General features: G+C 61.6%; 25 protein-coding genes. 10 read left to right on the top strand and 15 right to left on the bottom strand.

Annotation, left to right across the window (positions count from 1 at the left end; all coding sequences use genetic code 11):
• Positions 1–51 precede the first annotated feature (51 nt).
• Complete coding sequence (locus tag WFR25_RS09090) at positions 52–1,152, top strand: anhydro-N-acetylmuramic acid kinase (protein WP_336970321.1); 1,101 nt, start codon at positions 52–54, stop codon at positions 1,150–1,152.
• 6 nt (positions 1,153–1,158) lie between these two features.
• Here the strand turns inward: WFR25_RS09090 and WFR25_RS09095 are convergent, their stop codons facing one another.
• Positions 1,159–2,334: a vWA domain-containing protein gene (locus tag WFR25_RS09095; protein ID WP_336970323.1), complete on the bottom strand. Its 1,176-nt coding sequence runs from the start codon at positions 2,332–2,334 to the stop codon at positions 1,159–1,161.
• A 146-nt stretch (positions 2,335–2,480) separates the two neighbouring features.
• On the opposite strand from WFR25_RS09095, the gene WFR25_RS09100 reads away from it, so the two are divergent.
• Positions 2,481–3,845 (top strand): methyl-accepting chemotaxis protein, encoded by a 1,365-nt coding sequence (locus WFR25_RS09100; protein WP_336970324.1) that lies wholly within the window; start codon positions 2,481–2,483, stop codon positions 3,843–3,845.
• Here the strand turns inward: WFR25_RS09100 and WFR25_RS09105 are convergent.
• The 9 genes from WFR25_RS09105 to WFR25_RS09145 form a co-directional block, all read right to left on the bottom strand.
• The gene (locus WFR25_RS09105) at positions 3,833–4,693 is read right to left on the bottom strand and encodes a DUF817 domain-containing protein (protein WP_336970325.1); all 861 of its coding nucleotides are present in this window, start codon (positions 4,691–4,693) and stop codon (positions 3,833–3,835) included. The genes WFR25_RS09100 and WFR25_RS09105 overlap by 13 nt on opposite strands.
• 47 nt (positions 4,694–4,740) lie before the next feature.
• Positions 4,741–5,790, bottom strand: a complete 1,050-nt coding sequence (locus tag WFR25_RS09110) for a hypothetical protein (RefSeq protein ID WP_336970327.1) — start codon at positions 5,788–5,790, stop codon at positions 4,741–4,743.
• An 87-nt stretch (positions 5,791–5,877) separates the two neighbouring features.
• Positions 5,878–6,291: a GFA family protein gene (locus tag WFR25_RS09115; protein ID WP_336970329.1), complete on the bottom strand. Its 414-nt coding sequence runs from the start codon at positions 6,289–6,291 to the stop codon at positions 5,878–5,880.
• Positions 6,288–7,133, bottom strand: coding sequence for an AAA family ATPase (locus tag WFR25_RS09120; protein ID WP_336970331.1), 846 nt, complete (start codon positions 7,131–7,133; stop codon positions 6,288–6,290). The genes WFR25_RS09115 and WFR25_RS09120 overlap by 4 nt, the downstream gene beginning before the upstream one ends.
• A 116-nt stretch (positions 7,134–7,249) precedes the next feature.
• A complete protein-coding gene (locus tag WFR25_RS09125; RefSeq protein ID WP_336970333.1) occupies positions 7,250–7,933 on the bottom strand; it encodes a DUF6975 family protein in 684 nt (227 codons plus the stop codon).
• 113 nt (positions 7,934–8,046) lie between these two features.
• The gene (rpoD, locus tag WFR25_RS09130; RefSeq protein WP_336970334.1) at positions 8,047–10,092 is read right to left on the bottom strand and encodes an RNA polymerase sigma factor RpoD; all 2,046 of its coding nucleotides are present in this window, start codon (positions 10,090–10,092) and stop codon (positions 8,047–8,049) included.
• A gap of 47 nt (positions 10,093–10,139) precedes the next feature.
• Positions 10,140–12,044, bottom strand: coding sequence for a DNA primase (dnaG, locus tag WFR25_RS09135; protein WP_336970336.1), 1,905 nt, complete (start codon positions 12,042–12,044; stop codon positions 10,140–10,142).
• A gap of 2 nt (positions 12,045–12,046) precedes the next feature.
• Complete coding sequence (locus tag WFR25_RS09140; protein WP_336970338.1) at positions 12,047–12,430, bottom strand: endonuclease domain-containing protein; 384 nt, start codon at positions 12,428–12,430, stop codon at positions 12,047–12,049.
• Positions 12,431–12,471: 41 nt separating this feature from the next.
• Complete coding sequence (locus tag WFR25_RS09145) at positions 12,472–12,924, bottom strand: GatB/YqeY domain-containing protein (protein WP_336970339.1); 453 nt, start codon at positions 12,922–12,924, stop codon at positions 12,472–12,474.
• A gap of 155 nt (positions 12,925–13,079) precedes the next feature.
• Between WFR25_RS09145 and carA the strand changes: the two genes are divergently transcribed.
• The 6 genes from carA (at position 13,080) to WFR25_RS09175 (ending at position 19,910) form a co-directional block, all read left to right on the top strand.
• A complete protein-coding gene (carA, locus tag WFR25_RS09150; protein WP_336970341.1) occupies positions 13,080–14,243 on the top strand; it encodes a glutamine-hydrolyzing carbamoyl-phosphate synthase small subunit in 1,164 nt (387 codons plus the stop codon).
• Positions 14,240–14,608, top strand: coding sequence for a ribonuclease E inhibitor RraB (locus tag WFR25_RS09155; protein ID WP_336970343.1), 369 nt, complete (start codon positions 14,240–14,242; stop codon positions 14,606–14,608). Before carA ends, WFR25_RS09155 begins: the two co-directional genes overlap by 4 nt.
• The gene (locus WFR25_RS09160) at positions 14,605–15,294 is read left to right on the top strand and encodes a hypothetical protein (protein WP_336970345.1); all 690 of its coding nucleotides are present in this window, start codon (positions 14,605–14,607) and stop codon (positions 15,292–15,294) included. Before WFR25_RS09155 ends, WFR25_RS09160 begins: the two co-directional genes overlap by 4 nt.
• Positions 15,294–18,629: a carbamoyl-phosphate synthase large subunit gene (gene carB / locus WFR25_RS09165; protein ID WP_336970347.1), complete on the top strand. Its 3,336-nt coding sequence runs from the start codon at positions 15,294–15,296 to the stop codon at positions 18,627–18,629. The genes WFR25_RS09160 and carB overlap by 1 nt, the downstream gene beginning before the upstream one ends.
• 82 nt (positions 18,630–18,711) lie before the next feature.
• Positions 18,712–19,188 (top strand): transcription elongation factor GreA, encoded by a 477-nt coding sequence (greA, locus tag WFR25_RS09170; RefSeq protein WP_336970349.1) that lies wholly within the window; start codon positions 18,712–18,714, stop codon positions 19,186–19,188.
• Positions 19,189–19,271: 83 nt separating this feature from the next.
• On the top strand, positions 19,272–19,910 hold the full coding sequence (locus WFR25_RS09175; RefSeq protein WP_336974801.1) for a rhomboid family intramembrane serine protease: 639 nt from the start codon (positions 19,272–19,274) through the stop codon (positions 19,908–19,910).
• 55 nt (positions 19,911–19,965) lie between these two features.
• Here WFR25_RS09175 and WFR25_RS09180 read toward each other — a convergent pair whose 3' ends face one another.
• The 5 genes from WFR25_RS09180 to WFR25_RS09200 all read right to left on the bottom strand — a co-directional run bounded on the left by WFR25_RS09180 (position 19,966) and on the right by WFR25_RS09200 (position 22,497).
• Positions 19,966–20,193 (bottom strand): DUF4170 domain-containing protein, encoded by a 228-nt coding sequence (locus tag WFR25_RS09180; RefSeq protein ID WP_336970351.1) that lies wholly within the window; start codon positions 20,191–20,193, stop codon positions 19,966–19,968.
• A gap of 105 nt (positions 20,194–20,298) precedes the next feature.
• Complete coding sequence (locus WFR25_RS09185) at positions 20,299–21,042, bottom strand: hypothetical protein (protein WP_336970353.1); 744 nt, start codon at positions 21,040–21,042, stop codon at positions 20,299–20,301.
• Positions 21,035–21,364, bottom strand: a complete 330-nt coding sequence (locus WFR25_RS09190; RefSeq protein ID WP_336970355.1) for a hypothetical protein — start codon at positions 21,362–21,364, stop codon at positions 21,035–21,037. The genes WFR25_RS09185 and WFR25_RS09190 overlap by 8 nt, the downstream gene beginning before the upstream one ends.
• Positions 21,361–21,774, bottom strand: a complete 414-nt coding sequence (locus tag WFR25_RS09195; RefSeq protein WP_336970357.1) for a hypothetical protein — start codon at positions 21,772–21,774, stop codon at positions 21,361–21,363. The genes WFR25_RS09190 and WFR25_RS09195 overlap by 4 nt, the downstream gene beginning before the upstream one ends.
• Positions 21,775–21,852: 78 nt before the next feature.
• The gene (locus WFR25_RS09200) at positions 21,853–22,497 is read right to left on the bottom strand and encodes a hypothetical protein (RefSeq protein ID WP_336970359.1); all 645 of its coding nucleotides are present in this window, start codon (positions 22,495–22,497) and stop codon (positions 21,853–21,855) included.
• 219 nt (positions 22,498–22,716) lie between these two features.
• Between WFR25_RS09200 and eno the strand changes: the two genes are divergently transcribed.
• Positions 22,717–23,991: a phosphopyruvate hydratase gene (gene eno, locus WFR25_RS09205; protein WP_336970361.1), complete on the top strand. Its 1,275-nt coding sequence runs from the start codon at positions 22,717–22,719 to the stop codon at positions 23,989–23,991.
• Between the two features lie 76 nt (positions 23,992–24,067).
• Positions 24,068–24,379 (top strand): FtsB family cell division protein, encoded by a 312-nt coding sequence (locus WFR25_RS09210; RefSeq protein WP_336970363.1) that lies wholly within the window; start codon positions 24,068–24,070, stop codon positions 24,377–24,379.
• Positions 24,380–24,481: the final 102 nt, after the last annotated feature.

Below are 24,481 nucleotides of genomic sequence, written 5' to 3' on the forward strand. Positions count from 1 at the left end.
AGGACAAGACTGCGCTTGTCGAAGCCATGCTTTTGTTCATAGAGATTGGACATGACCTCTCTATTAGCCATTGGCCTGATGTCCGGCACCTCGCGCGACGGGATCGATGCCGCCCTGATCGAGACGGACGGCGAGGGGGGCGTGAAGCCCATCGCCTTTCACGCGCAACCCTATGGCGAAGGGTTTCGCCTGCGGCTCGCCGAAGCGTGCGAGCGGGCGATGGCGATGGATGCGCCGGGGTTCGAGCCGCTGATCGCGTCGGTCGAGGCGGAACTGACCGAATTGCATATCGAGGCGGTGGCCGACCTGCTGGGGCGTAGCGGGCATGTGGCGCAGGATGTCGCCGTCATCGGTTTTCACGGGCATACGGTCGCGCATCGGCCCGAACGTGGCTGGACGTGGCAGATTGGCGATGGCGCGGCGTTGGCGGGGGGCTTTGGCATCCCGGTGGTTGGCGACCTGCGGAGCGCGGACGTTGCGGCCGGTGGGCAGGGGGCGCCGTTGCTGCCCGTCTATCACCGCGCTTTGGGGGCGGGGCTGCCCAAACCGGTGGCGATTCTCAATCTGGGCGGGGTGGCGAATGTCACGGCGATCGGGGCGGGCGAAGACGATCTGGTCGCGTTCGACACCGGCATGGCAAGCGGTCTGATCGACAATTGGATGCAGGCGCATGGTGACGCAGCCTATGATGCGGGCGGTGCGGTTGCGGCGAAGGGCCAAGTGGATGAGGATGTGCTGGCGGTGATGCTGGCCGATCCCTGGTTTGCGGTGCCGCCACCCAAAAGCATCGACCGGGAGGCGTTCACGATCGCGCCGGTCGGGAAGTTGAATCTGGAGGATGGGGCGGCGACGCTGACCGCCTTTTCCGCCGCTGCGGTGGCGCGGGGGATCGACCATCTGACGCAGCGGCCCACGCGGATATATGCCGCTGGCGGCGGGCGGCACAATGGCACGCTGATGAAGATGCTGGCGGAGCGGACGGGGATCGACGTGCGGCCGGTGGATGAACTGGGTTGGGACGGCGATGCGCTGGAAGCGCAGGGGTTCGCCTATATGGCGGTGCGCCGGTTGGCGGGACTTGCCATCAGTTTTCCGGGCACCACCGGCGCGCCCGAGCCGATGACGGGGGGCGTGCTTTTTACGCCGGAATGAAGTGCATCATCGCTTGCGAGTCAGTTCGCGCATGGCGCTGTCCAGCCCCTCGATCGTCAGTGGATACATGCGGTCATTCATTATCTGGCGGATGAGCATGGTCGACTGGTTATAGTTCCAATGGGCTTCGTTGGCCGGATTGATCCAGACCGTCGCAGGATAGGTGTGGGCGACCCGTTCCAGCCAGACGCCGCCTGCTTCCTCATTGAAATGTTCGACCGATCCACCCGGATGGCTGATCTCATAGGGACTCATGGTCGCGTCGCCGACGAAGATCACCTTATAATCATGGCCATATTTGTGGAGAATGTCCCAGGTGTTGGTGCGTTCCGTATAGCGACGGCGATTATCCTTCCACACGCCTTCGTACAGGCAGTTGTGAAAATAGAAGAATTCCAGATTCTTGAACTCTGTCGTGGCGGCGGAAAACAGTTCTTCGCACAGTGTGATGAACGGATCCATCGAGCCACCGACATCGAGGAACAGCAGCAGCTTGACCGCATTATGGCGCTCCGGGCGCATTCGGATGTCGAGCCAGCCCTGACGCGCGGTGCCGCGGATCGTTTCGTCAAGATCCAGTTCTTCGGCGGCCCCTTCGCGGGCGAAGCGGCGCAGGCGGCGTAGCGCCACCTTGATATTGCGGGTGCCCAGTTGCTTGGTGCTGTCGAGATTCTGGAATTCGCGCTTTTCCCAGACCTTGACCGCGCGTTTGTGGCGGGATTCGCCGCCGATCCGCACGCCTTCGGGATTATAGCCGCCATGGCCGAAGGGCGAGGTGCCGCCGCTGCCGATCCACTTGTTGCCGCCCTGATGCCGGCCCTTTTGCTCTTCCAGCCGCTTTTTCAGCGTGTCCATGATCTCGTCCCACGAACCGAGCGCCTCGATCTTCGCCATCTCTTCGGGGCTGAGGAATTTCTCCGCGATCAGGCGCAGCCATTCCTCGGGGATGTCCGCTTCCAGTTCGCTGCTACCCTCCAGCCCCTTGAAAACCTTGGCGAAGACCTGATCGAAGCGATCGAGCAGCGCCTCGTCCTTCACGTAGGTGGCGCGGGCCAGATAGTAGAAGTCTTCAGGCTTGCGGGCGATGACCTCCTGGTCCAGCGCCTCCAATAGCATCAGATGCTCCTTGATACTGGCGGGGATGCCGGCGGCACGCAGGGCGTCGAGGAAATTGAGCAACATGGCCCTTCTTTCCGCCACACCGCCCGATGATGCAAGCCGTGCGCACTGTCATTGCATTATGGGATCATTAATTGTTGCATTGCATGGTTAACGCCGCACTATGGAAATGATCATATCAAGCGGGGCGCTCCTTGGAAAATAAGCCTATGTTGTCCGATCTGGGTGAACAGTCGGGTGACATCGCATTGCAGTGCAGCGAGGCTGCGGGTTTCCTGAGTGAGCTGACGCAGCGGATCAGGGGCGATTCGCTGCATCTGGTCGAACTGCAATCCAATATGGCGACGCTGTCTGACAATCAGGGTGAAAGCGTTGCCGCTGCACACCAATTGAGCCTGACCGCGCGGCGGGCAGGGCAGATTATCGCGCAGGGCAATCAGGTGGCCGGGCTATCGCTGAACGAGGTAGCGGGCCTGATCGCGCATGTGACGGGGCTGGAGGCGCATCTTCATCGTTTCCTGACGGTCATCGAAGCTGTAGGCGGCATATCCGAGGAACTGGGTGCGATCGCGCGGCAAACGCGCCTGCTGGGCGTGAACGCGGCGATCGAGGCGGCGCGCGGGGGCGCGGCGACGCAGGGCTTTGCCGTGGTGGCCGAAGAAATACGCCGGTTGGCGGGACAGGCGGGGGAATCCGCCGCCTCGGTCGGTGACAAGCTTGGCCAGTTGGACCGGGATGCACGCGGGCTGATTGGCGGGGTGGAGGCCAATATCGTGCGCGGCCGGGATGTGGGCGCGCATATCGACACGCTGCGCGCGACGATGGCGGAAATCGCCTCGCTCATCACCCAGTTTCAGGAGCGGTCGCAATCCATCGTCACCTGTACCGACGCCGCCGATGGCGATGTTGCGGCGCTGCGCGATGGGCTGGTGCGCTTCGGCCAGTCGGCGGCCCATAATGCAGGCGGCGTGGAAACGGCGCGCGCCCAACTTGACCGGCTGGAGGGGATGGCGAATGCCATGCTCAACACCGCCGCCCATAGCGGTCAGCGCACGCGCAACAGCCGCTATATCGCGTTGGCCGAAGAGGGGGCGGAGGAGGTGCAGGCGCTGATCGCCCATGCGGTCGAGCGCGGAGAAGTCACGATGACGGCGCTGTTCGACACCGCCTACCGTCCGGTCGCGGGGACGGACCCGATGCAACATGAAAATGGCTTCACCGCCTTTGCCGATGGCCGGATACGGCCCTTGCTGGATCGGCGGACGGCGGAGGACGCGGCGATCGTCGGTTGTTGTCTGATCGACATGAATGGCTATCTGCCTACCCATATCAGCGCGCGCAGCCAGCCGCAGCGGGCGGGGGCGCGGCAATGGAATATGGAAAATGCCCGTAACCGGCAGATGTTCATGGACGCACAGACTCGTCGCGCGCTGGACGAGGAGGGCGATTTCTTCCTGTTCACCTATCGGCAGGATCTGGGCGAAGGGCGCTATCGGGCGCTGCGGAGCGTATTTGTCCCGCTGGTCTTTGGCGGGCGGCGCTGGGGACTGTACGAGGTTGGCTATCTTATCTGAACGCGGCGTGTGATCCCATGGATCAGCGATACCAGCACGAACGAGATAATCATCAACAGATACCAGCTACCCAGTTTCGCCACGGACACCATATGCCATCCGCGCGCCTGATCGGGATAGGTCCAGGCATTGGCGAAGGTGCCGATATTCTCGGCGAACCAGATGAACAAAGCGACCAGCAGGAAGCCGACCAGCAGCGGCATCCGCCGTTCCGCCTGCCATGGCGTGAAGCAGATCCACGTCCGCCCGAATAGCAGCAGCGCGGCGGCGAACAGGGCAAGGCGAATGTCGGGCAGCCAGTGATGGGCGAAGAAATTGACGTAGATGGCGATCGCCAGCGCCACCGTCGCCCAGATCGGCGGATAGCGCGTGAAGGCAAAACCAAAGATACGCCAGATGCGCGCAATGTAGCTGCCAACCGCCGCATACATGAAGCCGGAGAAAAGCGGCACGGAGCCGATATGGAGCAGGCTGGCTTCGGGATAGAGCCATGATCCGGCATGGGTCTTGAACAGCTCCATGATGGTGCCGATCAGGTGAAAGGCGCAGATCACCACTGCCTCACGCGGGGATTCGAGGCGCAGCGCCAGCATGGCTAACTGGATGGCGAGCGCGGCGAGGGTCAGGAAATCATAGCGGTGGAGCGGCGCGCTGGTGGGGTAGAAAAGGTGGGTACCCAGCAGCAGCGCCAGCATCAGCCCGCCGAACAGGCAGGCCCAGCCCTGTTTGAAGCCGAATAGCGCAAATTCATAGGCCCATGCCCGCGGTCCAGAGGCAATGCGGACCAATTCCAGATGGGCGCGGACGCGCGCGAAGCGAGTTGTTTCGATCAGGGCGCGCAAAGCCATAGGCCGCCTGTTGCGGGTTTTTTCGTGCGTCCGCAAGCGCGCCGGATTTACCGGCCGCGCACCGTCACGCTGCGCGTTCCATTGGCGGCATAAGCGGTCGTGCTGTGCGCCTGTGCGGTCGCCGGGTCGCTGCCATCCAGGATCGCGGCGATCTGGCGGCTTGAGGGCAGACGGTCATAGGCCGCATAGACATCGGTCTTGCCCACCGAATGGATCGACAGGCGATAACCGTTCTGACCGTTGCTCTGGCCACCGGCGACGGGATCGAAGGCCATCACGGTGCCGGTGTCATCCATCGGCACAAGGATGGAGCCAGACGCGCCGTTCACCGCCTGAAGAATATCGTAGCTGCCCTCTGTCGTCTCGATCTTGCCGCGCACGCACAGCGCATCATGGCCATCGCGCGGAAAGCCGGGTTCGCGGGCGGTGGCATCCGTGTGGCGCGCGCCTTGCGGACCGATAGGCTGTGCGTCAGCACCATTGCCAGTGGGGCAGGCGCCCACGCTGGGCGGCGTCGCAGCATGGAGCATCGTGCCGCTGTCGACATGCAGGCCCGCTAGCATCGCGTCGACACCGGCGACCACTTCCTCGCGCCGTTCGGACGGGCCGGTGACGCGCAGTTTCACCATCCAGCGGCCAGCATGGATCATGGCGGCGGCGGTAGTCAACTGGCCCTCGCCCGCGTCGTCATAAACCGCGCGGATCGCCGTGCCTGCCTGCCCCCCCGCGGCCACGCTGTCATAGCTGGTGCGACGCGTCTTGCTGCCGAACCGCTCCATGATTGCGCGGTCGGTCATGTAAGCGCCCAGCGCCGCGTCGGCATAGGTCGGCAGATAGATGTAGAGCGTCGCCTGGATGGCGCCGTCCTCCGACACATATTGCGCATAATTGTCGATGCTCTTGCCGCCGTTGGAAAACTCGCCGGTCTTCAGGAGCGAGAGGCTGGCGGCGGCGGTCGGAGCGGCGATGCCAGCGGCGGCGACGCGCACGCCTGCATCGCTCATGTCCCACGCGCCGGTGTCTTCACCGGCATGCGCCATCGGCGCCGCCGAAAGGCAGAGGAGAGCAGAGAATATAGGGAGCGCGCACTTCAGCATCGGCATCCTTCCTGGGGGCAAGCCGTCTTTTCGCGGCTTTGTCATGGAAGGATCACATGGAATCAGGCCATGTGCAAGGCCCGAAAGTCAGGAAACCGGTGGAATCTGCGCTCGATAATGGGGCAAGTCGGGGTCATGATGCGCCCAGCCGGGCGCGGCGTCGGTCCAGATGACCGCCTGCGGCCCGATCAGGCCCGGATCATCAAGCGCCCCTGCGCGGATGAAGGCCAAATGAGGCCGCGATTCGGCCAGGCTGAAGAGCGGGGTGCCGCAGGTCGGGCAGAAGCCCCGGCGCATGGCATTGCCGCTGTCGGCGATGCTGTCATGCCAGCGGACCTCGCCGCTGGTCGTCACCTTGTCCGATGGAAAGCAGACGTTGACCGTGGCAGAGCCGCCGCCCAGATATTGGCACAGGCGACACCAGCACATGCGCGCGGCGATCGGCTCTGCGTCGATCTGGATGCGGACAGCGCCGCACAGGCAGCCTGCCTGATGGGTCATGCGCCCTTCCGGCGGCTCATGAAGGCAAGGCGTTCGAACATCATCACGTCCTGCTCATTCTTGAGCAACGCGCCGTGGAGTGGGGGAATCGCCTTGCTGCTGTCGGCGGACTGGAGCACGTCGAGCGGCATATCCTCAGCCAGCAGCAGTTTCAGCCAGTCGAGCAACTCGCTGGTGCTGGGCTTCTTCTTGAGGCCGGGCACTTCGCGAATGTCGTAGAAAATATCGAGCGCACGGTTGACCAATATCTTCTGGATGCCGGGGAAATGGACGTCGACGATCGCCTGCATCGTCTCGCGGTCCGGAAACTTGATATAGTGGAAGAAGCAGCGACGCAGGAAAGCGTCGGGCAACTCCTTTTCATTATTCGACGTGATGATGACGACCGGGCGATCTTGCGCGGCGATCGTCTCGCCAGTCTCATAGACGTGGAAGGCCATGCGATCGAGTTCCTGCAACAGATCGTTGGGAAATTCGATGTCGGCCTTGTCGATCTCGTCGATCAGCAGGACGGGCAGTGCGGGGGAGGTGAAAGCCTCCCACAGCTTGCCTTTGCGGATATAGTTGGAAATGTCGTGGACCCGCTCGTCGCCAAGCTGTCCATCGCGCAAACGGGCGACGGCGTCATATTCGTAGAGGCCCTGATGCGCCTTGGTCGTGGACTTTACGTTCCATTCTATCAGCGGGGCGCCCAGCGCACCGGCAATCTCCTGCGCCAGCACGGTCTTGCCCGTGCCCGGCTCCCCCTTCACCAGCAGCGGCCGACGCAGCAGGACGGCGGCGTTGACCGCGACCTTCAGATCGTCGGTGGCAACATAGTCCGAGGTGCCTTCAAAGCGCATAAATCCATCCCGTTCGATTCCGCAACGCGGACGGACCTAGGGGCTACGCGACACGGGAGCAAGTGCGCAGGCCCTGAACGGCTGTAGATCGCGGGCGCGAAAGTGCGGCGGGTGGGTTAGCTCTGGTCCCGCGCGCGCATCTCTGCACGGGCGGAAAGCAAATCCCACAACCCCCGATGCTGGCTGAGCAACTGGCGGGCGCCGAACTGGATCGCGCGGTCGATGCTGTCGTCGCCGCCGATTGCGGCGGCCATCGCCAACGTGGCGGCACGGTCGGGCAGAATGGATGGCCGAGGCTCAAGGCCCATGCGGAGGGCCGCACTGTCCAGCACACGGCGCACGGCCTGCCAGTCCAGCACCAGCGCGATCGCCGCACCCATGGCACAGCCCCGTCGATCGGATTGCGCCAGCATTTCGAGCGCGTGACGTTGCTGGCTGACGGCGGTTTCGCAATCGCTGTGGCCCGCCGTGCTGGGAGCGGGACCGACGGCAACCGTCACCTGGGTGAGCCAGGCGCGTTCACTGGCGAAGGCGTCGGCGGCCTGAAGCAGCCAGGCGCGGGCAGCGTTGTCAGCCGAGCGTGTGGCGGCATGGTCGATGACGCCGGGATGGCGACCATGCAACATGCACAGATAATAAGCGGCGTCGGCAAGATTGGGGAGGGAGCGCAGCAGCGTACCATTATGACTGATCGCGGCCTGGGCGGCGTAAGGATGTCCGGCGGTACCATCGGCAGCGACCAGCGCCTCGATCAGTCCGGAAATATCCTTCGCCCGCAGGCGCACTACCGCTTCGTTCATGTCATAACCTCGTCACGCCCGTATTTTGCTTGAGGGATGACGATAGCGAGGTGCGGTAAACGCGGAGTTTACGGGACCGGCGATATATTCTGTCACCGGTCCCGTTTTGAGACCTATTGGTCGAGAAAGCTGCGCATTTTGCGGCTGCGACTCGGGTGTTTAAGCTTGCGCAGCGCCTTTGCCTCGATCTGGCGAATACGTTCGCGGGTCACGCTGAACTGCTGCCCGACTTCCTCCAGCGTGTGATCGGTGTTCATGCCGATGCCGAAGCGCATGCGCAGCACGCGCTCTTCACGCGGGGTAAGTGAGGCAAGGACACGGGTGACCGTTTCCTTCAAATTTGCCTGGATCGCGGCATCCACGGGGATGATCGCGTTCTTGTCCTCAATGAAGTCGCCCAGATGGCTGTCCTCCTCGTCGCCGATCGGCGTTTCGAGGGAGATCGGTTCCTTGGCGATCTTCATCACCTTGCGGACCTTCTCCAGTGGCATGGAGAGGCGTTCGGCCATCTCCTCCGGGGTCGGTTCGCGGCCCTGCTCGTGCAGGAACTGGCGGCTGGTGCGGACCAGCTTGTTGATCGTCTCGATCATGTGGACCGGGATACGGATGGTCCGCGCCTGATCTGCGATCGAGCGGGTGATTGCCTGCCTGATCCACCAGGTGGCGTAGGTCGAGAATTTATAGCCGCGGCGATATTCGAACTTATCTACCGCTTTCATCAGGCCGATATTGCCTTCCTGAATAAGATCAAGGAATTGCAGGCCACGGTTCGTATATTTTTTAGCGATGGAGATGACGAGGCGCAGGTTGGCCTCAACCATTTCTTTCTTGGCGATACGCGCTTCGCGCTCGCCCTTCTGCACCATGTTGACGATGCGGCGGAACTCGCTGAGCGACATGCCGGTCGCCTGGGCGATCTCGCCCACTTCGTTGCGGATGCGATCGACCGAGCGGCCTTCAGCGGCAACAAAAGCGGACCATTTCTTGTCCAGTCCACCGACCTTCTCCAGCCAGCCATCGTCCAGCTCATGATTTACATAGCGGTCGAGGAAGTCCTTGCGCGGCACCTTGTGACGCTCGGCCAGGCGCAGCATCTGGCCACCCAGCGCGGTCAGGCGGCGGTTATAGGCATAGAGCTGATCGACCAGATATTCGATCTTCTGCTGGTGGAACTGCACGCTTTCCACCTGCGCGGTCAGGTCCTCGCGCAGTTGCTGATAGCTGTCCTCTTCCTTCTGGGAGAGGGTGCCGCCGCTGCCCATGGCGTTCAGGCGGCGTTCCTGCGCAGCGGAGAAAGCGCGGAAGATTTCCGTGATGGTGGCGAATTTCTCAAGCGCCATCGGCTTGAGCGTCTCTTCCATCTGGGCGAGGGAAAGGGTGTTGTCTTCCTCTTCATCCTCTTCGGCCCGCTTGGCGCGACGTTCGGTCAGGCCGTCCTCATCCTCATCGGCGTCGGCGGATTCCTCTTCAGGCTCCTCCTCTTCCTTGAAGCTGGGGCCGGCGGTCTTTTCGCTGATCTCGCCATCATCCTCGGCGCCTTCTTCCAGGCTTTCCGGGGCGGGATCTTTCGACAGCATCGCATCGAGATCAAGGATCTCGCGCAACTGCATTTCACCATTGTTGAGGGCGGTGGACCATTCGATGATGGCGTGGAAGGTGGTCGGGCTTTCGCACAGACCCAGGATCATCGTGTCGCGACCAGCCTCGATCCGCTTGGCGATGGCGATTTCGCCCTCGCGGCTGAGCAGTTCGACCGCGCCCATCTCGCGCAGGTACATGCGAACCGGATCGTCGGTACGATCGACGGTTTCCTTCTTCTTTTCGCCGACCGGGCGGGGGGCACCATCGTCGTCCTCGGCCGCCTCGTTCGCGTCGTCATTATCGTCTTCGCGCTGCTGGTCTTCACCGTCGTCGCTGGCTTCTTCATTCTCGACGATGTTGACGCCCATGTCGTTGAGCGCGGACATCACGTCCTCAATCTGCTCGGAGGACATCTGGTCCTGCGGCAGGGCGTTGTTCAACTCGTCATAGGTGATGTAGCCACGCTTTTTGGCGCGCGCGAGCAGCTTCTTGACCGACGCTTCATTGAGGTCGAGCAACGGTGCATCACCGCTATCCACTTCCTCGCCCGCACCCTTGCTGTTCGCCTTGCTTGCCATTTATTCGCCTTAAACCAGCCGCCCCTCGAAAATGAGCGGTCCGTTGTTCATACAATGTCTTCGGGTTGCGCCAGTTCCGCCAGACGCCGGTCATGATCGGTCTTCAGGCGTTGAACCCTTTGCTGTTCGGCAAAAGTTTCTTCGCTCAGATCGTCCATCGCCCGCCGCGTCGCGTCTGCCAGTGCCGCCTCAATCTCCGGTCCCGCCGCCATCACCCGAATCACTTCCTCCAGCCCGCGACGAGCGCGATCGGTATCGGCATCCTTGCGTGTGGGAGTGAAAGTCAGCGTATCGGCCCGGAGCAACCCCCTTGCCATATTATACAATTCACCTTCGCCCAATATGGTAAGGAGGCCCTGTGTTTCAACTGTTTCTTTGCGGAAAGAGAGCGAGACCAGTTCGCCAAGCAATCTGCCCATCAGTGGGTCAGCGATTCGTAGCGCGGAAAGTTGCTCGCGATGGGGCGCGATCTGGTCGGGATGTTGCAGCAGGCTGGCCAGCATGGCGCGCAGCAGCATCGTCTCCGTCCCGGTGCCGCCTATAGCGCGTGCTTCACCACCGACAGGGGGCAGGGGGGCTTTCCAGTTGCCACGCTTGTCCTTTTTCCAGCCGCCGCCGCTGCGTCCAGCCCCGCTTTCGCGTCGCTGCGGGGTGAAGGCAGGGCGCGAGAAGAACAGCGCGTCATAGCGTTCGCGGAAGGTGTGGGCATAATGGGCGCGCACATCGCCATGTTGGATGGCCTCGGTGATGGCTGATAGCCGTTGCTTGAGTGCGGCGCGCTGTTCGGGCGTGTCGAGCGGGGCGGCGGCGCATTCATGCTTCCACAGGCGATCGACCAGCGGTTCCGCACCGGTAAGAACGGCCTCGAACGCTTTGGGGCCCTGCGCTTTCACCAGATCGTCCGGGTCTTGCCCCTGTGGCAGAGTGGCGAAGGCCAGGCTGTGGCCGGGGCGGAGCAGCGGCAAAGCGCGAGTCGCGGCGCGAATCGCTGCCTTCTGTCCCGCCGAGTCGCCATCGAAGCAGAGGATCGGCACCTCCACCATCTTCCATAATCGTTCGATCTGATGTTCGGTCAGCGCGGTGCCCAGCGGGGCGACAGCCTCGCTAAATCCCGCCTGATCGAGTGCGATCACGTCCATATAGCCTTCGACCACGATCACGCGGTTGGTGGCCCTGCTGGCAGAGGAGGCGCGGTCGAGATTGTAGAGCGTGCGCCCCTTGTCGAAGAGTGGGGTGTCGGGGGAGTTGAGATATTTGGGTTCGCCCGCGCCCAAAATCCGTCCACCAAACGCAATTACACGCCCGCGCGCATCGCGGATCGGGATCATCAGGCGGCCCCGGAAGCGGTCGTAGCTGTCACGCTTTTTGGTGGTGCTGCCTTCCGGCTCCAGCGCGTCCGGGGCGATCAGCATCCCGGCCTCGACCAGCATCGGTTCGCCATATTCCTTGAGGGCGACCTTGAGCTTGCCGCGCGAATCGGGGGAGTAACCGAAACCAAAGGTCCGTCGGGTTGCGTCGCGCATGCCCCGGCGCTGGAGATAGGCGCGCGCCTCCGCCCCCTCCGCGCCTGCCAGTTGCTCCTCGAAGAAACCCTGCGCGGCGGCCATGACGTCATGCAGTCCCTTGGCCTGCTCGGCCCGCTTGGCCGCGCGCGGATCGGCGGCGGGTACTTCCATGCCTGCGGCCTGCGCCAGTTCCTTGACGGCTTCCATGAACGGCAGGCCGCGCTGGTCGGTCATCCAGCGGATGGCGTCGCCATGCGCCCCGCAGCCGAAACAATGGTAGAAGCCCTTCTCATCGTTGATCGTGAAGCTGGGCGTCTTCTCATTATGGAAGGGGCAGCAGGCCTTATACTCGCGGCCTGCCTTCTGGACCTTCGTGGTGCGGCCGATGAGGGTCGAGAGCGTCGTGCGCGCGCGCAGCTCGTCCAGCCATTGCGGGGTCAGGGACATGGTTAACTCCCCTCCCGCTCGCGGGAGGGGTTGGGGGGGGGCATGTCAGCAATGACGCGCGCGATCTCAGCAACCACGCCATTCAAATTGCCTAAGACATCATTGTTCCAGAACCGGATCACGCGGTAACCTTGGCTTTCGAGGTAGCTCGTGCGCGCGGCATCGACGGTTTCATTTTGCTGGCCCCCATCGACTTCGATCACGAGGCGGATGCTTCTTGCCACGAAATCGCAAATGAATGGGCCGATCGGCACCTGTCGGTTGAACCGTGTCCCAGAGATTTTTCGCGCGCTGATCGCTTGCCATAGTGCGCGTTCGGCAGCCGTGGCGTTATAGCGCAGTTCGCGCGCTCTTGCGTAGCCTTTGTCCATGAGGCTTGTGAACATGCCCTCCCCCGACCCCTCTCGCAAGCGGGAGGGGAGCTTCTTTATCCCAAGGCCGCCTTCACCAGCCCACTCGCCTTGCTCATGTCGATGACGGTGCCGTGGCGTTCCTTAAGGACCGCCATCACCTTGCCCATGTCCTTGAGGCTCGCCGCGCCCACCTCGGCCTTGATCGTCTCGATCGCAGCCTTCGTCTCATCTTCGCTGAGCTGCTGGGGCAGGAAGGTTTCGATCACGTCCAGTTCGACCTGTTCCTTGGCCGCCAGTTCGTCGCGGCCGCCATTCTTGAACATCTCGATCGATTCGCGGCGCTGCTTGACCATTTTCTGGAGCACTTCGACCACGATCGCGTCGTCGTCGGGCACCTGGGTAGCGGTGCGCAGTTCTATGTCGCGATCTTTCAGCTTCGCCAGGATCAGGCGGACAGCGGCCAGCTTTTCCTTTTCTCCTGCCTTCATGGCAGTGATCTGGGCGCTCTTTAGCTGCTCGCGAATCATGGCGAAATCTCTCTGTCTGTCGGAAAGGATCAGATATAACGCCAAAAGAGATTATTAACAGGCGTTGACCCCACGGGCGCACGGGCATAGTGGACCAGCCGTTTAACCCGCCGCAGACGGGTTCCCGCCAAAAGCATAAGAAGGACCGCACCGCCATGGCTGACGCCAAGACCCTCACCGTGCCCAAAGGAGCAACAGGGGTATTGGTATTGGCCGATGGAACCGCGGTGTTCGGCCGCGGGTTCGGCGCCATCGGCGATGCAGTGGGCGAAGTCTGCTTCAACACCGCCATGACTGGCTATCAGGAAGTGATGACCGACCCCAGCTATGCCGGGCAAATTGTCACCTTCACCTTTCCGCACATCGGCAATGTCGGCACTAATCTGGACGATGTAGAGGCGGACAAGCCTTTCGCGCTGGGCTGCGTCGTGCGGCAGGACGTGACGGAACCCAGCAACTTCCGCAATGTCGAACCCTTCGACCAGTGGATGAAGGCCAATGGCCGCATCGGCATTTCGGGTGTCGATACCCGCGCGCTGACACGGATGATCCGGGTGAAGGGCGCGCCCAACGCGGTGATCGCGCATGATCCAGAGGGTAAGTTCGATATGGCCGCGTTGGTGGCCAAGGCGCAGGCGTGGCCGGGGCTGGAGGGTATGGACCTCGCCATCGAAGTTACCGGCAAGGACAATCGCCTGTGGAAGGACGGCGTTTGGACGCTGGGCCATGGCTATGCTCTGGGCGAAGCGGCGGATGAGCGTCCCCATGTCGTCGCCATAGATTATGGCGCGAAGAATAATATCTTCCGCAATCTGGTGAAGGCTGGGGCGCGCGTGACCGTGCTGCCCGCCACCGCCAGCCTGGAGGCGGTGCTGGCGCAGAAGCCCGACGGCGTGTTCCTCTCCAACGGTCCGGGCGATCCGGCCGCGACCGGCACCTATGCCGTGCCGGTGATCGCGGCGCTGCTGGAGCGCGATGTGCCGATCTTTGGCATCTGCCTTGGCCACCAATTGCTGGGGCTGGCGGTCGGCGCCAAGACTTTGAAGATGCATCAGGGCCATCGTGGCGCGAACCATCCGGTCAAGCGCCTGTCGGACGGTGCGGTCGAAATCACTTCGATGAATCACGGCTTCGCGGTCGATACCGACACGCTGCCAGCCAATGTCCGGCCAACCCATGTGTCGCTCTTTGACGGTAGCAATGCTGGCTTGGAACTAACGGACAGACAAGCCTTTTCGGTCCAGTATCACCCGGAGGCTTCGCCGGGGCCGCAGGATAGCTTCTATCTGTTCGAACGGTTTGTGGAGGGATTGAAGTGAGCATCAAGCTGCCTCAGGTCGACCCCGTCCGGCTGGAAGAGGAATGGGAAGCGGACAAGCAAGTCCTCGCCAACCTCGCCGCCAATGGCGACAAGGCCCGCACGCCCCGCGCCGTCGATGTGAGCTTTCGCGGCTCCGACAAGGATTTCGACCGGGTTTTGGAAATCGCCGGTCAGTTCGGCTTCGTCGAACTGGACCGGGAACAGGATGATGAGGGCGACCTCTACCTTTTCCTCGAAACCGAGCAGGCGGTCGACGAAGACTCGATCCGCGCCCTGACGAAAAAGTGCCTCCAGATCGAAATCCTCTGCGGCGTCGAATATGACGGCTGGGGTTGCGAGGCCGAGACAGGGGGCGTGCATTGAGTAGAGTTCTGCCGTTAGACGATGTGATACAATGTGTCCGCTTCGAGCTTTATCAAGCCGTTGCAGTTGATGGTTTAGTAAATATCGAACCTCTATATATTGCTGACGCAATAGGCAGTGGTGTCACCGCCAGTTTTGTTTCTCTCGCGGCTCGTCAACTCGAGGAACTCAAAGAGCTAGAGATAAACAATAAATTCATTGATACGATTAATGTTTTTGGGAAAAAACCTTCGCTGACACTTTTGCCTTATGGCGCAAGAAGGATTGAGCAAGATCTGAAAGACGATAATTCTCGCCTATCGAAATATCGTGATTTTGGTGTTCAAAGTCTTGCGGATGGTTTTGTGGAAGCCAAACTCATTCCTGCATCGGATCGTGTAGTTTCGCTGGATGACAATGACCCTAAGCTAAAAGAAATTGTATCTGAGGCCAGAGACCTTTCAAAACGTATCGCGGATAGCAACGATATTGGTGACATGTCAGATGAAGATCGAAAGATAGCAATTTTGGAAGTTGATCAACTGGCCCATATTTTGGAACAACCTGTCGTTCGCATCTCAAATATTGTCCAGCGCGCTATTGGGACGCTTACTTGGATAGGTGAGCAGGCAGCTGGTGCGGTCGTTGGCGCTGCGGCGCTCGCTTTGTTGGCTCTTATCGCCACATATTTCGGATTTATATTCTAATGCCCAAACGCACCGACATCTCTTCCATCCTTATCATCGGCGCTGGCCCGATCATCATCGGCCAGGCGTGCGAGTTCGATTATTCGGGCACGCAGGCGGTGAAGGCGCTCAAGGAAGAGGGCTATCGCATCATCTTGGTCAATTCCAATCCGGCGACGATCATGACTGATCCGGATATGGCCGATGCGACCTATATCGAGCCGATCACGCCTGAAATCGTGGCGAAGATCATCGAGAAGGAGCGGCCGGACGCGGTGTTGCCGACGATGGGCGGGCAGACGGCGCTGAACACGGCGCTGGCGCTGTTCAATGACGGCACGCTGGAAAAATACGGCGTGCAGATGATCGGCGCGGATGCCGAAGCCATCGACAAGGCCGAGGACCGGATCAAGTTTCGCGACGCGATGGACAAGATCGGGCTGGAATCCGCCCGCTCGCGCATTGCCCATACGATGGAAGAGGCGCTGGAGGGGCTGGAGTTTACCGGCCTGCCGTCCATCATCCGTCCCAGCTTCACCATGGGCGGCACAGGCGGCGGCATCGCCTACAACCGTGACGAGTTCAAGCGGATCGTCATGGAGGGGCTGGACGCCAGCCCGACCACCGAGGTTCTGATCGAGGAATCGCTGCTCGGCTGGAAAGAATATGAGATGGAGGTCGTTCGCGACAAGGCGGACAATTGCATCATCATCTGCTCGATCGAGAATGTCGATCCGATGGGCGTCCATACCGGCGACTCCATCACTGTCGCGCCAGCACTGACGCTGACGGACAAGGAATATCAGATCATGCGCAACGCGAGCATTGCGGTGCTGCGTGAAATTGGCGTCGAAACAGGTGGTTCGAACGTTCAGTTCGCGGTCAATCCGAAGGATGGCCGCCTGATCGTGATCGAAATGAACCCGCGCGTGTCACGCTCGTCCGCGCTGGCCTCGAAGGCCACCGGTTTCCCGATCGCAAAGGTCGCGGCGAAGCTGGCCGTGGGTTACACGCTCGACGAGATCACTAACGACATTACCGGCGCGACGCCCGCCAGCTTCGAGCCGACGATCGACTATGTCGTGACCAAAATCCCCCGCTTCGCGTTCGAGAAGTTCAAGGGGGCCGAACCGCTGCTGGGCACGGCGATGAAGTCGGTGGGCGAGGTGATGGCGATCGGCCGCAACATCCACGAATCCATGCAGAAGGCGCTGCGTGGGCTGGAAACGGGCCTGTCGGGCTTCAACCAGGTCGATCATCTGGTCGGCGCGCCGCGTGATGACATTGTCGCCGCTCTGTCGCAGCCGACGCCTGACCGCTTGCTGGTCGCGGCGCAAGCCCTTCGTGAAGGTCTGACCGTCGCGGAAATCCACGCCATCGCGAAATATGACCCCTGGTTCCTGGAGCGGATAAAGGAGATTATCGACGCGGAGGGCGAGGTATTGGGCAATGGCTTGCCACAGGATGCCGAAGGGATGCGGCGGCTCAAGTCCATGGGCTTTTCCGACAAGCGGCTGGCCTGGCTGGCGCTCAAGTCCGCGAACCTGCGCGGCATGGAGCGCGGCATTGCGCGCAGTTCCGGCCTGATCCACGAAACGGTCAAGGCGATGACCGGCGGCGTGACCGAAGAGGAAGTGCGCGCCCTGCGCCACAGGCTGAACGTGCGTCCGGTGTTCAAGCGTATCGACACCTGCGCCGCAGAGTTCGAGGCAAAGACGCCCTATATGTATTCGACCTATGAAGCGCCGATATTCGGGGAGCCGGAGGATGAGTCCGCGCCGACCGACCGGAGGAAGGTCGTCATCCTTGGCGGCGGTCCCAACCGGATCGGACAGGGGATCGAGTTCGACTATTGCTGCTGCCATGCCTGCTTCGCTCTGGAAGAAGTCGGCTATGAAACCATCATGATAAACTGCAATCCTGAGACGGTTTCTACGGACTATGATACGTCCGACCGCCTCTATTTCGAGCCGCTGACGGCCGAGGATGTGCTGGAAATTCTGGACGTTGAAAAGTCCAACGGCACGCTGGTCGGCGTCATCGTCCAGTTTGGCGGCCAGACGCCGCTCAAGCTGGCGCAGGCGCTGGAAGATGCGGGCATCCCGATTCTGGGCACCAGCCCCGACGCCATCGACCTGGCCGAAGATCGTGAACGCTTTGCGGCGCTGATCGACAAGCTGAAGCTGCTTCAGCCCGCCAACGGCATCGCGCGCAGCCGGGAAGAGGCGATCGCGGTCGCCAACCGCATCGGCTATCCGGTGCTGATGCGTCCCAGCTATGTGCTGGGTGGCCGGGCGATGGAGATCGTCGACGGGCAGGCGCAACTGGAAGAATATATCACCACCGCCGTGCAGGTGTCGGGCGATTCTCCTGTGCTGATCGACCAATATCTACGGGATGCGGTCGAGGTGGACGTGGACGCGCTGTGCGATGGCGACGATGTCGTGGTCGCGGGCGTGCTCCAGCATATCGAAGAGGCGGGCGTCCATTCGGGCGACAGCGCCTGCTCGCTGCCGCCCTATAGCCTTGGCGCGGACATCATCGCAGAGATTGAGCGGCAGACCGATGTGCTGGCGCGCGCGCTGCATGTGCGCGGCCTGATGAACATCCAGTTCGCCGTCAAGGACGGGCAGGTCTATCTGATCGAAGTCAATCCGCGCGCGAGCCGTACCGTGCCTTTCGTTGCCAAGGCGATCGGTACGCCCATCGCCAAGATCGCCGCGCGCGTGATGGCGGGGGAGAAGCTGGTCAATCTGCCAAAGATCGATCGCAATGCGATCAATCACGTCGCGGTGAAGGAAGCAGTCTTCCCGTTTGGTCGCTTCCCCGGCGTCGATCCTGTCCTTTCGCCGGAAATGAAGAGCACTGGTGAAGTCATGGGAATTGACAGTGATTTCGCAACGGCTTTTGCCAAGGCGCAGATTGGCGCAGGGACCATCCTGCCAACCAGTGGTACGGTGTTCATCTCGCTAAAGGATGACGACAAGCCTGTGATCCTGCCTGCCGCGCGCAAGCTGGTGGAGATGGGCTTTCATGTCATTGCAACCGGGGGAACGGCTGACTATCTGGCGGCCCACGGTCTGGTCGTAGAGACGGTGAACAAGGTTGCCGAAGGGCGCCCGCATATCGTGGACAAGATCACCGACGGCGACGTGGCCCTGATCTTCAACACTACCGAGGGTTGGCAGTCGCTCAAGGACAGCAAGGCGATCCGTACCAGCGCGCTGCGCCAGAAGGTTGCGAGCTTCACCACGGCGGCGGCAAGTGTCGCCGCGGTAGACGCGATCGAGGCTTTGCGTGGCCACGCCCTTGAAGTACGGGCGCTCCAGTCCTATTATCCCCTGTCGCAAGCCTGAACCCCACCACAGGATACATGCTGCGGGCGGCCCCCATATCGGGCGGGCCGTCAAAGGGAAGTTTTGACGAAGGATTTGCAAGATGGCGACCGTTGAGAAGATGCCGATGCTGCAAATGGGCTATGACAAGCTCATGACGCAGCTCCGCGAACTCAAGGCTGAACGGCCACTGATCGTGGATGCCATTGAGGAAGCGCGCGCGCATGGTGACCTGTCCGAAAACGCCGAATATCATGCGGCCAAGGAACGGCAGGGCCAGGTTGAGGCGACGATTTCCGACCTGGAGGACAAGCTGTCGCGCGCCCAGATCATCGACCCGACGACCCTGTCGGGTGACAAAATTGTGTTTGGTGCGACCGTCACTCTGCAAGACGAAGACGAAAAGCCGGTGAAATATCAGATCGTCGGTCAGGCGGAGGCGGATGCCAAGGCCGGGATGATCAGCTATAATAGCCCGCTGGGCCGTGCCCTGATCGGTCGCCAGGTCGGCGAAGAGGTCGAAGTGACAGTGCCGTCGGGCGACAAATTCTACCTGGTCGATAAGATCGCGTTCATCTGAATGCTCGCTGGCTTGTCGGGCATGCATCCCGAAGGAGCAAAAAAAGGACATAGCAGGCGGTGAAGCGTCCGTTCTTCCAGACGATGACCGGATGGATCGCCATCGCGACCCTCGCCGCTTTCCTGCTGCTGTTGGGGGCCGGGCAGATCGATAACGCTGCCGTGCTGGCGGGGGTATTGCCCGCGCGCTTTAGTGATCCTGACCTGCTGGCGGGGCTGGCGGCAGTGCCATTCTGGCTGACGCCGCTGACCTGCACGCTGATTCATGGTGGATGGCTGCACATCGGCTTCAATATGCTGATGCTGCTCTTTTGTGGGCAACAGGTTGAGCACGTGCTGGGGCGCTGGCTGACGCTGCTGCTTTATGCCGTGGGCGCTTATGCCGCCGCGTTGGCGCAATGGGCGATCGATCCTGGCTCGACCAATCCGATGGTCGGAGCGAGCGGCGCGATTTCCGCGATCATCGGTACCTATGCGCTGTTATACAGCCAGCAGAAGGTGCGTGCCATCGGTCCGATTTCGGCCAATATCGTTCGCATCCTATGGCTGGCGGCAGGCTGGATCGCGATTCAATTGATGGTTGGGCTGGTGACGAGCGGCGGGCAGGGTGGTTTGGGCGTCATCGCCTTCGCCGCGCATATCGGGGGATTTGTGGCGGGACTGTTATTGACGCGTCCGCTGTTGCGATTGCGCTTTCGCAATCCTCCGCAGCCCTTACGTTAGGGGCGGGGACCAATCAGGGCGTGCTTCAATCCGAAGCGCGCCCTGATGATCATGGTTAGGCAGTCGTGTCGGGCAGTTCTGGCTCCAGCAGACGATGCAAGTGTACCACGACGTAACGCATTTCGGCGTCATCGACGGTCCGCTGCGCCGCACCGCGCCAAGCCTTTTCTGCCGACGCGTAATCAGGGAACACGCCAACGAAATCGACGGCGTTCAAATCCTCGAACTCAAGGGTCTGCGGGTTCTTCACGCGACCACCCATCACCAGATGCATTTTGCTCACGGTGCTTGTTTTCCTTTTGCCAGCGGTGTTCCCCGGACTAGCAGCCGGACAGCGGCATTCCAAGCGTCCGTCACTGCATTGCAGATGCGTTCTGCGCCGCGCCGATTACTTTTTAGGCAATCGGTTCTTAAGGGCATCGCTGAACGCGCCCGCCTTCTCCGCGACCAGAGCGATGGCCTCATCTGCCAAGTGGGACGCCTTTGCCGTGAGGTCAGCCTTAAGCGCGCTGTCTTTTGCCGTGGTCGCACCACTCTTGGCGGCTGAGAAAGCACTGTTCGCTTTTTCACTGACCAGGGCAATGGCATCTTCGGCGAGGTGCGACGCTTTGGCTGTCAGGTCGGACGCGCGTGCGCTATTTTTCATCGTGGATGCACCGTCGCGTGCGGCGGCAAGCGCTTCGCTGGCCTTCGCCTTTGCGGCGCCCGCCCCATCTTCGGCAGCGGTCCGCGCGGCGACGGCCGCTTCGATGGCGCGGGTGCCGATAGTGCTGGCGACGGCGGGCAGAGCCTTCATGAGTTTGCGGCTCTTGGGAAACATCCAGGCGATGACCGCGCCCGCCGCAACGGCAGCGGCTGTGGCTGCGATCGGATGCTCCTGCACGATTTCGTTCGCGCGGGCGGCGACGCGCTGCGTTCTGTCCTTCGCCTCGCTATAGGCTGCGGCTGCCTTGTCCGTGGCTTCGCCAGCTTTGTCGCGACTGGACTGGATCAGGCTGCCAGCGCCTTCGCGGGCGCGGTCCACGCCTTCTCTTGCGCGCGACGTGCCGTCCTTCAGCTTTTCGGTCGCCGTTTCGGCAATGTCGTTGGCAGCGTCACGGACGCGGTTCAATTGTGTCTGGATGTCAGCCATGGTCAGTCTCCGAATTGCGGCGGTCTTCGCGCCCGTCACGCAAACGAACGAACAGGCGGTGGAAAAGTGTCCCGAGCGGACGGCGTGCCAGATAGGCGATTAACGCGATTCCGGCGGCGCTTGCGGCCACAGGACGTTTCTGCACGGCGGCCTGAATGGAGTGGCCGGTATCGACCATGCTCTGCACGGCCTTGCTGCGGACATCTGCCTTCAGCCGAGCGGGGGTGATGCGGGCTTTCGCGGCGCAAAGGCTGTTTCGTAATTGCGCACGGGCAGCAAGGGCGCGGGCGCAGGCGTCCTGATATTCACTATTGTCGCTCATCCCTTCGCCGCCTTCTTCATTCTGGAAATGCGCGCCTTCGCCAGCAGCAGCAGAACAAGCGACACCAATATCGCGCCGCCAAATACCGCCCCTGTCGCGCCCAGTGGCGTCAGGGCAGGCGACAGGGCGATGATGAGGCCGATAAGGACTGCCACCAGAGTGCCGAACAACAGCATCACGGCCACGGCCGCCAGGATCGCGGCGTCGCGCAGACCTTTGGTGAAGATCCCCGCACGCAGCTTTTGCCGGTCAGCCTCCGCCTCGACATAAGCGCGACCATCAGCCAGCAGGCGAGCGATGCTCTCGCTCACCGTCTCGTTTGGCGCGCTCTCGTCCGGGCCAGCTTCGTCCAGCACCGCTTCGTCCGGTGCCATCGGCGGGGCCAACGGATCGCCTGTTTTTTCGTTCACATTCGCCCTCCGCCCCGGCGGACATGGCAATGCCGCCGGGTTTTGTCACCCGTTGCCTTGCGGCACTGGATCACGCAATCAATCCTCGCTGTTACCCTTGGCTAGCCGCATCAGGACAAAGCCGACGACCGCTGCCGCGCCGATCGCAACCGCGGGGCTTTTACGCACGAAGTCGCGGGCTTCGGTCATCAACTGATCGACATCTTTGCTATCGAGCGTGTCTGCGGCGCCCGCCACAGACTGAGCGGCCTGTCGCGCATAGTCGCCATATTGCGGCCCGAGCTTTGCATCGACCGTTCCGGCGGTGTCGGAAATCAGCTTGGCCAGGCTCTGCATCGCCGTGCCGGTCTTGTCCTTTGCCATGCCGGCAGCGGACAGGGCTGTCTTGGTCGCCTGATCCTTCAGCGGATCGATATGCGACTTCCAGTCAACTTCGTTGAACTTGTCGGCGGCGGCGTGCGCGGCCTTTTCAGCCTTGGCTTTGAGCGGTGCGATCTGCGCGGTCCAGCCGTGACCGGCCACGCCATTGCCATTGATGGCGACAGGCGCCTTGCGCGTCGCGGCCTTCTTGACGGGCGCTGCCTTAACGGCGGCGGTCTGGGTGGTCACAGTGCCCGCAGCCTTTGGAGTCTTGGGCTTGGTGGTCTTGGGCTTGGCGACAGTGGGCGCCGCGACCTTCTTGGGGCGTCCGCGCTTTGCGGGGGCTTCCGGTGTGTCGGCCATGTATCTGTCTCCCTTGGACGTAAATCGTCGCCTTCTGCGCGACGGAATCATACAGCTATCGCACACCTAATGTTTGCGCGCGCCTACAGTTCCGTTGCCGTTCCAATTTCGACAATCGGCATTTTTTGCGTCGTGGCAAGAGGCTGCATTGCCAAGGGCGCAGGCCGTGGCTAATCGGGGCGCGACCGGCACCGCTGCATCTTTCGAAGGGAAGCCTCCATGACCGCCATTCTCGACATTCACGCCCGCCAGATTCTCGACAGCCGGGGCAATCCCACGGTTGAGGTTGACGTGATGCTGGAAGATGGCAGCTTTGGCCGCGCCGCCGTCCCCTCGGGCGCATCGACTGGCGCCTATGAAGCGGTCGAGAAGCGTGACGGCGACAAGTCCAGATATCTGGGCAAGGGCGTGCTGGCGGCGATCGAAGCCGTAAATACCGAAATTGCCGAGCAACTGGTTGGCATTGACGCCGAGGATCAGGGTGAAGTCGACGCGGCGATGATCGCGCTCGACGGAACGGAAAATAAGAGCCGTCTGGGCGCCAACGCGATCCTGGGTGTCAGCCTGGCCGTGGCGAAGGCGGCCGCCGATGCGCGCGGCCTGCCGCTCTATCGCTATGTGGGTGGTGTGTCCGCGCATGTCCTGCCAGTGCCGATGATGAACATCATCAATGGCGGCGAACATGCCGACAATCCGATCGACTTCCAGGAATTCATGATCATGCCGGTCGGCGCGGAAAGTCTGGCCGACGCGGTGCGGATCGGTTCGGAAATTTTCCACACGCTCAAAAAAGGTCTGCACGACAAGGGGCTGGCGACGGCGGTCGGCGATGAAGGCGGCTTTGCGCCCAATCTCGCCTCGACCCGCGATGCGCTCGATTTCATCATGGAGTCGGTTTCGAAGGCTGGTTACACGCCGGGCGACGATGTCGTGCTGGCGCTCGATTGTGCCGCGACTGAGTTTTTCAAGAACGGCAAGTACGAGATTTCTGGCGAAGGCCTGTCGCTCAGCCCTGTTGAAATGGCCGATTATCTGGCCGCGCTGTGCGCCGACTATCCGATCAAGTCGATCGAGGACGGCATGAGCGAAGATGATTTTGAAGGCTGGAAGGCGCTGACCGACAAGATCGGCAACAAGGTCCAGCTGGTCGGCGACGATCTGTTCGTCACCAACCCCAAGCGTCTGGCGATGGGGATAGAGAAGGGGTTGGCCAACTCGCTGCTGGTAAAGGTCAACCAGATCGGCACGTTGACGGAAACGCTGGCGGCCGTTTCGCTGGCGCAGCGTTCGTCCTACAGCGCCGTCATGTCGCACCGCTCGGGAGAGACGGAAGATTACACCATTGCCGACCTCGCTGTCGCCACCAACTGCGGCCAGATCAAGACCGGCTCGCTGGCGCGTTCTGACCGGCTCGCCAAATATAACCAGCTGATCCGTATCGAAGAAGAGCTGGGCGACATCGCCGTTTATGCAGGACGTTCAATCTTTCGCTGAGTTGCGCCAGGCTCGATTGGCCGTAGATTAATTATTTTTTGCTTGCAGCGCTAAAAGCGCTGTGATTCATAAGGCTATGGCGCAGATCGCTAAACTTCGCATGTTGCTGTTTTCGGCCCTTGGGCCGGCGATCGCCATCCTGCTGCTGCTCTTCTTCGCCGCCTATGCGGTGTTGGGGCCAAGCGGGATATTGGCGTGGGGCGACTATGCGCGGCAATTGCGCGTCGCTCGGGTCCATCTGGCACAGGTGCAGGCAGAGCGGCGGGAAATGAAGAATCGCGTCGATCTGCTCAATCCGCGACGCGTGGACCCGGACCTCAGCGACGAACTTATCCGTCGCCAACTGGGTGTGGTCCATCAGGACGAGGTCATCATCCCTCTCAACTGATCATTCCTTTGGATGAAGGGGTGAAAAGTGCCGCATATTGGGCGGATATTCCGCGCTGGCCGTTGCAATCCATCGCCATAACGATCTATATCGGCGGTCCAT

The sequence above is a fragment of the Sphingobium aromaticiconvertens genome (genome assembly GCF_037154075.1).
GTDB classification, from domain to species: Bacteria; Pseudomonadota; Alphaproteobacteria; order Sphingomonadales; family Sphingomonadaceae; genus Sphingobium; species Sphingobium aromaticiconvertens.